Origin of the sequence: Apibacter sp. B2966 (genome assembly GCF_011082485.1) — a bacterium.
Lineage (GTDB): Bacteria > Bacteroidota > Bacteroidia > Flavobacteriales > Weeksellaceae > Apibacter.
Window position 1 is genome coordinate 751,125 of record NZ_CP049714.1, and the last position, 12,829, is coordinate 763,953.

Consider the following 12,829-nt stretch of genomic DNA (forward strand, 5'->3'; position numbering starts at 1 on the left):
ATAATGCTAAATTTAAAATAAATATTTACATTTGTATTCAATATTATTATAACATAATAGATACTACTTTCACTAAAAAACTTATGTAAACACTTTTAGAATTATATTTTAAAATAAATTCTAAAATAAATGTTTAACATTATTTAAAATAACCTTATAACAAGTAAGAAATCTTCTAAATACATATTTATTAATATACTAATCATTAAAAACAACTTAATTTATGAAAACTAAGTTTATTTTTTTAGGGATGTTATTAGTTCCCATATTATCATTTAGCCAAATTGGCGTAAATACAAATAATCCACAAGGTACCTTTCATATTGACGGTATGAAAGATAATTCGGAATTAGGTATGCCTACCCCGTTTCAAGGAGCGAACGATTTTATTGTAACTTCGGATGGTAGTGTAGGTGTTGGTACCGCGGATCCAGATGCTTCTTCCATCTTGGAATTAAATGTAGAAGGACTTAGTTCCGGCAGTAAAAAAGGTTTTTTAGGACCACGTGTATCTTTAACATCAAATATAGACACTCTCACAATTCCGGAACCCGCTGTAGGTTTATTAGTTTATAATTTGGGAGATAATCCCAACTTCGTTTTTAATGGATATGTTTTTTGGAATGGAAAACAATGGAAGACATTAGATGGTCGTCCCATTATTCCGGGGATCATCCAAAATTTGACCTGTAATGCCGCTATGGCTGTTCCAAGTTTTTATACTGCTAACGAAAGGTATCATGGAGTTATGACGGTTCCTTATACTGGTGGTGACGGTGGTACCTATCCTGCTCAATCAATTGGACCTGTAAACGGTCTTACAGCAACACTTGATGCCGGACAATTTAATGTTGGAAACGGTGCTTTACGTTATGTGATAGATGGAATTCCAACGGTTTCAAGTCCTCAGACAACAACATTTCCGCTTAGCGTAGCTATGCAAAACTGTGATGCTACCATTGGTGCGGGTTTAGGGCTTGCACCCGGGGAACGTGTTTACTATCAATCTCCGTATGTTAATGCCGGTTTTGGTGATTTAATAACTAATCCATTTAATAATATTCCCGAATATTGGTTAAGCAAATACGTTAGTGATCTACCCATTTTAGGTGGCAAACTGAGATTAGATGCTTATTTATTGAATGGGGCTAATACATTAGCTACTGTTTCCTATAATCCCAGATTAGTAAACATCACCTCTTCCCCTGTTAAATTATGGTTTGGAGCGACAGCTAGTGCAACGTTTAAAAGTAATGCCAACATAATTTTAGCTCCCAGGGGAGGGTATGTGAGTTTAGATGACGGTATTTGGGCTAACTTGGGTGAAAATATGGTCATGGCTAGTGGAGGAAATTTAAGTATTACTCCTAACTATAATCAGACTGAGATATTAACCGCAGATGTTTCTCTGGATGATAAATGGTATAAAATTTATTTTTTTGGATTTATAGATAATATGGATACCAGTACTGTTTCAGATAACCTAAGAAGGTTTTATATTTCAATTCAAAGATTATATTAAATCGTATATGTTGAATTACTAATAATTTTTTACTAAAGATATTTAAAAGTTAAACTTTTATATAGTAGGGAATTCTTTTCAATTTGAAAAGAATTCCTTTTTTTTAACCCTATTAATTATTTCACTGAAGCAGTTTTTTCTTTTCCGGCTTCCCAAATTTTGTATTTCACAATATATCCCTTTGGGGTATAAATTACTATAGGAAGTTTACTGTTATATGTAATAATGATTGATTCAGAAGAAATAAATTTTTCTTTATTTACTATCTGTGGACAAGCCATTCGGGTAGAAATAGTCTTTCCTTCTGAAGAAAACTCGTAAAAGTTATATCCCCAACCTTCCAACACTTTTTCTTCTGTTTTCCCTAGTAAAGTATGTTTATTGCAATCTACTTTCATTATTTTTCCGGGAATAAGTTCTACTTTATAAAATTCTTCATTATTTTTCTTATCTAAAATAATCACATGACGCATCATGCCGGGTTTTGCCTCTGGAAAATTTACTAATTCTTTTCCGGGATCATTTTCTACTTCTTTTTGATGCATTGATTCTCCACTTAATTGAGTAAAAGATACTAAAATACTGCCTAAAATAATTCCTGTTAAAATTTTTCTAATTGTTTTCATTATATTATTTTTCAATTTTTGATTTATTCTTATAGATGTTTTTCTTACTATTTTTCCATAAAAAATTTTAAAATTTTTTTTTAATAAATTATCTAATTAAATTTAAACACTTTATACTTATATAAAATAGTATTCAATCGTATATAAAATAAAAAAATGTAGCCTCAAATACTATTTCAATCTACAATTTTAAGTTAAGTTTTTAGAAAACATTGTTATATTAAATTTAATAAATTTATTAAATAGTAAATTTTAGGTTGCTTTCTCAAAGTTAGATATTTATATTTCTGTTATATTAAAATTCAATCATTTTAAAACCTCTTTAAATTTTTAGATTCCTTCAATATATCTGCTTTATTATTTCATGATTTCTTAGTATTTTTACTTTGTTGGATTTAAATTATATTTCCTCTTTATAAAATTTTATGTAATGAAAAGATTATCTTTATTAGTACTTTTCGAAGCGATAGTATCCGTTTCCATTGGCATATTAATGTCTAAAATGTCTTGGATTGGTCGAATGGGAATTAATTTATTTCGAGGTGAATATAAAATATTAAAAATATGGTGGAAAACCGCTCTTCTTGTTTTTAGTATTTTATTCATACTAATGCTTGTTCAATACCTCATCAAGCGTATATGCCATTTGACGGTCTCTCGGCTTTTCTTTTTTTTATTTTTATTACTCGGTTGTTTAGGACTTGCCTATACATATCATGATTTTTCAACGGTTTATGAACATAAAATCATGAAAGAACGTTTTCATTTAGGTGGTTATTTATTTTGGATCGGTTGGATTGCTTCTAATTTATACTTTCTTGTAACTCCTTATCAAAAATCAGTTCAAGTCAACGAATAATTATATTTATAAATGACTAACTATTCTTCCTAATATTTAACAATTATATTAAATATTTTAATCCGCTATCTATTTCGATTGAAAATTATATACTTAGGCTACAAAAATTTAACTTTACATTGCTTAAGTGTTTTATTTTATTTGATAGCTATTTTTTTATTTAAAATGCTTTGATAGATAGCTATTTTTCGAAAATATGTATTTAATGAAATCTCTCCATGATCTTAAAATAAAACCATTTCATTCCATTTAATTTTACAAATACTTGAAATTATATCTGTTAAAAGGCGAGTAATTTTATAAATTAAACTTTTAAATACATTGCTTTTTTCAATAGGTTTAGGTTCGAATAAAATCTGTAACTTTGTTTCTGCTAAAAATATTTATAGGAGTGATTAAAGATATAAATTCTACTATCTCAGATGCTAATTTAAGCTTCCAGGAATTTAAAAAAGAAGTATTAAATGATTATAGATTGTGCTTAATCAGCCGTTATTCCAGTTTATTGGCAAGAAAGGAAGTTCTTTCGGGAAAAGCAAAGTTTGCCATTTTAGGAGACGGAAAAGAACTTCCGCAACTAGCCATGTCTAAAGTTTTTAAGAATGGAGATTTTCGTTCGGGGTATTATCGCGATCAAACCCTAGCATTTGCAGTAGGTGAAATTACTATTGAAAATTATTTTGCACAGTTATATGCTGATACCGATGACCAAAGAGAACCGGAATCAGGGGGCAGAATGATGAATTGTCACTATGCTACTCATTTAATTGATGAAGAAGGTAATTGGAAAGATCTTACGGAACAAAAAAATAATGCTGCAGATTTATCTCCCACAGCCGGACAAATTCCACGTTTATTCGGATTAGCGTACGCTTCTAAAATTTACAGAAATTGTCCCGGACTTGAAGATAAAATACAATTTTCCCATCAAGGCAATGAAATAGCCTTTGGTACTATCGGAGATGCGAGTACATCAGAAGGACATTTTTGGGAAGCATTAAATGCTGCTTGTGCTTTGCAAATCCCTATGGTTCTTTCCATCTGGGATGACGGTTATGGCATCTCCGTTGAATCGTCAAAACAAAGAGCCAAAGACGATTTTTCTGAGCTTTTGGAAGGATTTAAAAGAACCAAGGAAAAAAATTCCAGAGGATGTGAAATCATTACGGCGCGCGGATGGGATTATGCCGAATTAATTGAAGCTTATGCGTGTGCAGAAAAAATAGCACGTGAAAAACATATCCCCGTTATTATACATGTAAGTGAACTTACTCAACCTCAAGGACATTCCAGTTCGGGGTCCCATGAAAGATATAAATCTGCCGAACGTTTGGAATGGGAAAAAGAACACGATTGTATTAAGAAATTCAGAGAATGGATCATTGATTATGAAGCGTACGACCAAACGAACAATCAAAAGATACAAGTTGCAACCGAAGAAGAATTATTGAGTTTAGAAAAAGAAATTAAACAATTGGTTAAGGAACATCAAAAAAATGAATGGAATAAATTCCGTACAGATATGGATGCTCTAAGTAATCAAACGGTTTCTTTAATCTCCGCCCTAGCTGATGAAAGTGTTAAAAAGGCTTTTATAAATTTGGAAAAAGAAAACTTTCAACAGCTGTCTTTGCCTTATAAAAAAGATATTTTCCATTTTATACGTAAAGTTCTTCGAATAGTCAGAGAAGAAAATACACAGGCCAAAACGAATTTGCTTACTTGGTATAATCAAATTTCTGATAATGAAAGCCTTAATTACAATTCCAAATTATATACAGATACCCGATATTCAGCACTTCATGTTCCGTATATTGCCCCTGTTTATGGTGAAAATCCGGAATCAGTGGATGGAAGAATAGTAATTAGAGACAATTTCGATAAACTTTTTGAAAAATATCCTGAAATAATAGCCTTTGGTGAAGATGTAGGAAAGATTGGCGATGTAAATCAAGGATTTGAAGGATTGCAAGATAAATACGGACCTTATCGAATATCCGATACCGGCATTCGAGAGAGTACTATTATAGGGCAAGGATTGGGAATGGCTATGAGAGGACTGCGTCCCATTGCTGAAATTCAATATCTGGATTATGTGTTGTATGGTATTCAAACTTTAAGCGATGATCTGGCATCTTTAAGTTATCGTACGAAAGGAAGGCAAAAAGCTCCGTTGATTATCCGTACTCGAGGACACAGATTGGAAGGCATTTGGCATTCGGGATCTCCTATGGGCGGAATCATTAATTATATACGGGGTATTTATGTTTTGGTTCCCAGAAATTTTGTGCAGGCAGCCGGATTTTATAACACCATGCTTCAAGCTGATGAACCGTGCCTGATTATTGAATGTTTAAACGGTTACCGATTGAAAGAAAACTTGCCGATTAATTTAGGTGAATTTACAACTCCGGTCGGAAAGATTGAAATTACAAGAGAAGGTAAAGATATCACTGTGGTGACCTATGGAGCAACATGGAAAATTGTTTCGGAAGCTGCCAAAGAATTACAGACATTAGGCATAGATATTGAAATTATTGATATTCAATCTTTAATACCCTTTGACCTAAGCCATGAAATTGTGGAAAGTCTTAAAAAAACTAACCGTTTGGTTATTGCTGATGAAGACGTTTCCGGAGGGGCAAGTTCGTATATTTTGCAAAAAATAATTGAAGAACAAAACGGTTTTCAATATTTAGACTCAGCTCCTAAAACTATCACGGCTAAGGATCATCGACCGGCTTACGGTTCTGACGGAGATTATTTTTCAAAACCTTCTGTGGATGATGTGGTTGAAAAAATATATGAGGTTATGCATGAAGTAAATCCCACCGAATACCCGAAAATAAGTTAATCCGTACATGTATCTTAAAAATCTTAGATTATTTAATTTTAAAAACTTTTATGAAAAAAATTTCACTTTTTCCGAAAAAATAAATTGTTTTGTAGGAAATAACGGAGTTGGAAAAACGAATGTATTAGACGCTATTCATTATCTTTCATTGACTAAAAGTTACTTAAATTATTCAGATCAAAACAATATACGTTTTCATGAAAACTTTTTTTCGGTGGAAGGCAATTTTTCGGATGAAAAAACAGAAGATTCGATCAGGATTGTAGTTCAAGCGGGACAAAAAAAAGTTATTAAAAGGAATTCTAAGACGTACGAAAAGCTTTCCGATCATATTGGTAAATATCCTTGTGTGATGATTTCCCCCTATGATCGAAACTTAATTAGTGAAGGCAGTGAGTTTAGACGAAAATTTATGGATGGAATGATCAGTCAAATTAACCCTGATTATCTCCATCTGATTCTAAGGTATCAAAAAGCTCTAGCCCAAAGAAATGCTTTATTAAAATTATTTTCAGCAAACAATTATTTTGATGCCATCAGCTTAGAAATGTATGATTCCGAATTGATTGAACACGGAACAAAAATATATCAAATCAGAAAAGAATTTATCTCGTCTTATGTGCCTAAATTTTGTAGTTTTTACTCTGCACTTTCCCAAGGTGAAGAAGATGTAACCATTGACTATACATCAGATTTAGAACAAAAAGAATTAGGCAGTCTCTTAAAAGAAAATTTAGACAAAGATCGGGCTACTGCTTATACTACTCGAGGGATACACAAAGATGACCTCATTTTTAAATTATTTCAATACCCTATAAAAAAATTTGGATCTCAAGGGCAACAAAAATCTTTTTTAGTTGCATTAAAATTAGCACAGTTACAAACTATCAAAGAATATTCGTCTAAAAGTCCGGTTTTATTAATGGATGACATATTCGATAAATTGGATGATCATCGAGTGGCGCAATTGGTAAAATTGGCTCATGAAGAACAATTTGGACAAATATTTCTTTCCGATACGCATAAAGACCGAACGGAAAAAATAGTCCGACAAATCAGCTCGGATTATCTGATTTTTGAACTGTAATTTTCTAACCAACAATCCTATATATATGAGTCTTAGAAGAAAAGAGCAAACGAGCAATTCTGCCATTAAAAACCTCATAAAAAAATTAGGAATGGAAGAAAAACTTCTTATTCTTGAAATGGAAGAAAAATGGAGAACGATGATGGGTAACCCTATCGCTAAGCATACTCAACGAATTTTTATAGACAATGAAACTTTATACATACAACTGGACTCGTCTGCTTTACGTCATGAATTAAATTACAGTCAAAACAAAATTCTTTCTGAACTAACTAAAGATTGTTCACAAACTTTTTTTACTAAAATTAAATTTATCTAATCTTTTTATCTTATTTTTCAACTATAACAAGCATCTATACAAACTTTTTAATTTTTTAGAAGTAATATTATAAGGGATCTTTATTTAAAAATTAACAAGTGGTTAGTAGTTATTGTAGAAAATCTTAAAGTTCCAACCTTCACTTTTTTTAAGAACATATAAAATTTCGCCAACGTACTTAATTGATAAGTATTAATACTTTCTTAACTTAACTTATTAAGATAATTAGTTAAATTAGCCGATAGTATTTTTTATCATACTTATAAAACTCCTTTAATGGGATAGAAACATAGGGTTCGAATAAAAATTTAGATTTTTCTTACTGTATGTTTTCTTAATATATAATTAATTTAAATAAATTTTAATGAAAAAAGGTATTATTATTCTGATTTCCATTCTAACCATTGGTTATACTAGAGCTCAGGATTATTCAACGTATCATCCTTCTGCTACTATGGTTAATGATTTAGTTCATACCAAGCTTAAAGTGGGTTTTGACATTCCCAACGAAAAGCTATTCGGTGAAGCCTGGATAACTTTAAAACCTCACTTCTACCCTACCGACTCTTTGACTTTAGATGCAAAAGGTATGGAAATTTCCTCGCTAACCTTGAATGGAACTAAAGCATTAAAGTATACGTATACTAACGATCAGTTAAAAATAAAATTAGACAAAAGTTACACTAAAAACGAAAATTACACGGTCTACATTAAATACGTAGCCATTCCCGGTTCTATTAAACAAAAAGGAAGTGAAGCAATTCAAGATGCCAAAGGTCTGTATTTTATTAATCCGCGAGGAGAAAACAAAGACAAGCCCACACAAATTTGGACACAAGGTGAAACTGAATCCAACAGCTGTTGGTTTCCGACTATAGATAAACCCAATCAGAAAACTTCAGAAGAAATATATATTACGGTTCCTGATAAATATGTGACTTTATCCAATGGAACTTTAAAAAATCAAACCAAAAATGCTGACGGTACTCGTACCGATTATTGGAAATTTGATAAAAAGCATGCCCCTTATTTATTTTTTATGGGTATTGGAGAATTTTCTATTGTTAAAGACAAATGGAAAAATATACCGGTAGACTATTATGTGGATAAAGAATATGAGCCCTATGCAAAGCAAATTTTTGGAGATACTCCTTCGATGATTGAATATTTTTCAACCCTGTTACAATATCCGTATCCGTGGGAAAAATACAGTCAGATGGTGGCAAGAGATTATATAAGCGGTGCCATGGAAAATACCACTTGTACGCTTCATGAGGAAAGTGCCTTACAAAAACCCGGACAGCTTGTAGATAAAAACATCTGGGAACCGGTTATCGCCCACGAATTATTTCATCATTGGTTTGGAGATTTGGCTACTACGGAAAGTTGGTCTAACCTTCCGGTAAATGAATCCTTTGCCAATTATTCGGAATATTTATGGCTGGAACATAAATACGGAAAAGATTATGCGGAAGAACACAGGGATAATGAAAGAGACGGATATATGTATGGTGGTGAAAATTTTGACAAGGATTTAATTCGCTTTAAATATAAAGATCGAGAAGATATGATGGATGCCGTAAGTTATAACAAAGGAGGATTAATTTTACATATGCTGAGAAATTATTTGGGCGATGATGCATTTTTTGCCGGTATGAGCTTATATCTTAAAACCAATGAATACAAGGCAACCGAGGCCCACCAACTCCGTTTGGCATGGGAAGAAGTTAGCGGAAAAGATCTCAACTGGTTTTTCAACCAATGGTTTTTTGGCAATGGACATCCTAAGTTAAAAGCAGCCTATGCGTACAATGAAGCAAAAAAAACCGTAACTGTAACTTTAACTCAAAGTCAAGAACCGAAATTTCAGTTTCCTTTGGATATTGATGTTTATGAAAACGGAAAACCTACCAGGCATCATGTTTGGGCAAAAGCTGCCGAAACTAATTCTTTTGAGCTTCCTTATAAATCTAAACCTCAATTGATAAATATAAATCCTGATAAAATTCTACTTTGCGAATTGAATGACGATAAAACTACAGAACAAAATATAATTCAATATAAATATGCTCCTGAATACAGTTCAAGAAAAGAAGCTGTAAGTAAATTAGCGGATGCTCAAACTTCGAATACTGAAGCGTTGGAAACATTATTGAAAGCGGCTTCTTCTGATAAATTTGAAGGATTGCGAACATTTGCCATTTCAAAATTGGATGAAACTAATCCAACGGTTAAACAAAAGTCGGCATCAGTACTGGAAAAAATTGCAACTTCAGACGCAAAGACATTAGTTCAGGCTAAAGCTATTAAACAATTAGCATCAATTGATGCTTCAAAATATAAGGACTTGTTTATAAAATCTTTTAATAGTCCCTCTTATAGTGTGAAAGCGGCCTCTATACTTGGAGTTTTAAAAGTGGATAAAAACTCGGCATCTGAGTTGGTTTCCAAAATAGATGACAAAAACCCGGGTAGTGATTTATCCCTAGCTATTGCCAAAACAGCAATTGTAACAAAAGATAATTCTAAATTATCCGTTATTTCAAAAAATTTCCTGAATCTTTTGCTTTCGGCTGAGTCTCAAGATGAAGCAGACACTTATTTTGAAGGTCTGCAAACTATTATGATGGGAGATTACCCTAATGAAACACAAACTGTTGTTGATTCGATTTTAAAAATTTACCCGCAAGCTAAAAAATACAGCTTTGGTGAAGTGATGCTTCAAATTATGCAAGGTTCTTTACAAATGAAACAACAGGCTTCGAATGCATCACCTCTTAATAAAAGTCTTAAAGATCAAGTAAACTATATTACCAACGGATTGAATAAAATGAAATAAACAACCATTTTTAAAGTTGCATGAAAAAAGAGTAAAGATTTCACCTTTACTCTTTTTTTTATATATTTAAATTTCATTTAACATCCATTTACATGACAATTATTGCAGCTCTAGATGAAAATAATGCGATAGGAAATAACAATCAATTACTTTGGCATCTTCCCTTGGATTTAAAAAGATTTAAATCACTTACACAAAATCGTGTGATCCTTATGGGTAGGAAGACTTTTGAATCGTTAGGACGGCCTCTTCCCAATCGTCAAAATATGGTAATATCTTCTAAAACAGATTACCAGGTTCCGGATAACGTATATTTGTTTTCTTCTTTACCTGAAGCCATTGAAGCTGCACGTAGTAAAGATTCCAATCCGTATATTATTGGAGGAGGAACGATCTATTCACAAGCTTTAAAATATGCCGATACGTTAGAACTTACGTTAGTACATACACAAATAGATAAGGCCGATACTTATTTTCCTGAAATTGACTTTTCAGAATGGAATAAAACTTTTGATGAATTTCATCCAAAAGATGATAAACACCTGTATGATTTCCGCTTTGTAACTTACCAAAGGAAAATATAAGTTATTTACTTTTAGTAACTATCCAACCTTTATCTTTTTTATAATTTAAATTAAACGTTTTTACTATAAAATCGGTATGAGGATTTTTATCATATCCCAGTATGGAAAAGTCGTTTGCCACCTTTTTAAGAGTAAGTACTGCTTTAGCTGTTTTTTTACCGGTCAATTCGATTCGAGCTTGTTCTTTGTCACCTAATTGATATTCCAAAGACTTTACTTCAACTGTTTCTTTTTTTTGTTTTAGCACAAAAGGACGAGCTTTTTCGGTGAGCTTCACTTCATAGGTAAAGACACTGTCTTTACTGAGAAATTTCTTTTTTTGTTTAACCAAATTCAGGTTTACATATCCTTTCTCTTCTAATTCTTTATAGGCCTTAAGGTCGTTTTTATCTTTTTTAAGACTAAATTTTACTTCCCCTATGTTTATCTCCACTGTTTCATAAATGGGATTGGATTTTAAATAGGCTTCGATTGAATTTAAAGCGACATCTTCTGATAAGCTTGCTTTATCTCCACAAGCCGTAAAACTCAAACTTATTATAAAAAGGAAAGCAGCTTTCCATAATAAATTTTTTAAATTAATATACGTGGTATTCATACTGATTTTAACAATAAAATGAATAATCAATCAAAAATCATGCATTTCACAGTTAGCTTATGTCAATGTTGGAATTTTTGTCCAAAGATATTATAAATAGCCCCCGATAAAATACCGAGCCAAAAGACTATTCCTGCAATAATTGTCCAAATACAAAGAATGCGTGTAATGATGGATGATCGTCTTGCTTTATCATACATTTTTTGTTCCCAATATTGATTAACCCGCAAAGAATAAAATAAGGCAAATATACCCACCGGGGCAAAACAAGCCACAGTACAAATAATAGCAAATGCCAGATAGTTATCCGGAGCATCCTCTTTTAAAACTTCATCCTCTTCTTGGTCTACGGTTTCATTACTCATAACCTATTAATTTTGGCATATAAAATAATCGTGTAAAAAAATTTAATTCTCCCTTTTCTATGCCCAAAATTTTTTCATTCAAATTAAATCTAATTCTATTTTTTACCTTCTATTTGTCTCATCACTTCCAAAGCTACACGTAAAGCCTCTCTACCTTGCATTAAAGTTACCTTGATCGGTTGTTTATTTTCAATGGAATCGGCTAAAGATTCTAATTCATCCAAAATAGAATTATTGCTTTCAATTTCAGGATATTGAAATATAATTTGTTTTTTTTCGCCTTCAGCATTTTCAATAATCATATCAAAAGGTTGTATTTTTTCGGGTACTTCCTTGATTCTTATAATTTCGGATTTTTTCTCTAAAAAATCTATTGAAATGTAGGCATCTTTCTGGAAAAACCTACTTTTCCTCATATTTTTCATGGAAATTCTGCTGGTTGTAACATTGGCTACACATCCATTTTCAAATTCAATCCGGGCATTGGCAATATCCGGTGTATTACTGACCACAGCAACTCCGCTGGCATGAATCTCTTTTACTTTTGATTCAACTATGGATAAAACAATATCTAAGTCATGAATCATTAAGTCTAATACTACCGGAACATCTGTACCCCTCGGATTAAACTCAGCCAAGCGATGTATCTCCAAAAACATGGGATTTACTATATAGGGTTTAGCCGCTGTGAAAGCAGGATTAAAACGTTCCACGTGTCCAACTTGCCCCTGAATATTATGTTCTTGAGCTAACCGAATTATTTCATCTGCTTCTTGTAATGTACCCGCGATAGGCTTTTCAATAAAAAAATGCTTACCTGCTTGTATGGCTTTTTTAGCATATTCAAAATGTGCAAAAGTGGGCGTTACTATATCCAATAAATCAATCTGATGTAATAATTCATCAAAATTTGTAAAAAATTTATATCCAAATTCTTTCTCTAATTTTTTCCCGTTTTCTTCATCATTATCGTAAAAACCAATTAGATTATATTTTTCAGATTGTTGTAATAATTTTAAATGTATTTTTCCTAAATGTCCGGCTCCGACTAAACCTGCTTTTAGCATAATATCTTAGTATTAAATTATCTATTTCTTTTTTCCAACATTATTTACGGATAACTTATTAAATCAATTCATCAGATGATAGGTAAGAATCCGTTATATTAATTTACAA

Annotated in this window: 11 protein-coding genes; 7 read left to right on the forward strand and 4 right to left on the reverse strand. The window is 31.9% G+C overall.

Annotated elements, in window-relative coordinates; translation table 11 throughout:
* Positions 1–223 precede the first annotated feature (223 nt).
* On the forward strand, positions 224–1,522 hold the full coding sequence (locus G8C43_RS03205) for a hypothetical protein (protein ID WP_160543358.1): 1,299 nt from the start codon (positions 224–226) through the stop codon (positions 1,520–1,522).
* Positions 1,523–1,638: 116 nt separating this feature from the next.
* Here G8C43_RS03205 and eco read toward each other — a convergent pair whose 3' ends face one another.
* Positions 1,639–2,148 (reverse strand): serine protease inhibitor ecotin, encoded by a 510-nt coding sequence (gene eco / locus G8C43_RS03210; RefSeq protein ID WP_160543357.1) that lies wholly within the window; start codon positions 2,146–2,148, stop codon positions 1,639–1,641.
* 430 nt (positions 2,149–2,578) lie between these two features.
* On the opposite strand from eco, the gene G8C43_RS03215 reads away from it, so the two are divergent.
* The 6 genes from G8C43_RS03215 to G8C43_RS03240 all read left to right on the forward strand — a co-directional run bounded on the left by G8C43_RS03215 (position 2,579) and on the right by G8C43_RS03240 (position 10,690).
* Positions 2,579–3,007: a hypothetical protein gene (locus G8C43_RS03215; RefSeq protein ID WP_160563908.1), complete on the forward strand. Its 429-nt coding sequence runs from the start codon at positions 2,579–2,581 to the stop codon at positions 3,005–3,007.
* 403 nt (positions 3,008–3,410) lie between these two features.
* The gene (locus tag G8C43_RS03220) at positions 3,411–5,861 is read left to right on the forward strand and encodes a thiamine pyrophosphate-dependent enzyme (protein WP_166005693.1); all 2,451 of its coding nucleotides are present in this window, start codon (positions 3,411–3,413) and stop codon (positions 5,859–5,861) included.
* A gap of 7 nt (positions 5,862–5,868) precedes the next feature.
* Positions 5,869–6,948, forward strand: a complete 1,080-nt coding sequence (gene recF / locus G8C43_RS03225; protein ID WP_166004129.1) for a DNA replication/repair protein RecF — start codon at positions 5,869–5,871, stop codon at positions 6,946–6,948.
* A 25-nt stretch (positions 6,949–6,973) separates the two neighbouring features.
* Positions 6,974–7,267 (forward strand): DUF721 domain-containing protein, encoded by a 294-nt coding sequence (locus G8C43_RS03230; protein ID WP_160563912.1) that lies wholly within the window; start codon positions 6,974–6,976, stop codon positions 7,265–7,267.
* Positions 7,268–7,631: 364 nt separating this feature from the next.
* Positions 7,632–10,106 (forward strand): M1 family metallopeptidase, encoded by a 2,475-nt coding sequence (locus G8C43_RS03235; RefSeq protein WP_166004132.1) that lies wholly within the window; start codon positions 7,632–7,634, stop codon positions 10,104–10,106.
* 92 nt (positions 10,107–10,198) lie between these two features.
* Entirely contained in the window at positions 10,199–10,690 is a 492-nt protein-coding gene (locus G8C43_RS03240) for a dihydrofolate reductase (protein ID WP_166004134.1), read from the forward strand.
* A gap of 1 nt (position 10,691) precedes the next feature.
* On the opposite strand, the gene G8C43_RS03245 is transcribed toward G8C43_RS03240, so the two are convergent.
* The 3 genes from G8C43_RS03245 to G8C43_RS03255 form a co-directional block, all read right to left on the reverse strand.
* Complete coding sequence (locus G8C43_RS03245; protein ID WP_105297885.1) at positions 10,692–11,288, reverse strand: hypothetical protein; 597 nt, start codon at positions 11,286–11,288, stop codon at positions 10,692–10,694.
* Between the two features lie 62 nt (positions 11,289–11,350).
* Complete coding sequence (locus G8C43_RS03250; RefSeq protein ID WP_160557269.1) at positions 11,351–11,653, reverse strand: CD225/dispanin family protein; 303 nt, start codon at positions 11,651–11,653, stop codon at positions 11,351–11,353.
* Between the two features lie 95 nt (positions 11,654–11,748).
* A complete protein-coding gene (locus G8C43_RS03255; RefSeq protein ID WP_166004137.1) occupies positions 11,749–12,720 on the reverse strand; it encodes a Gfo/Idh/MocA family protein in 972 nt (323 codons plus the stop codon).
* Positions 12,721–12,829 lie beyond the last annotated feature (109 nt).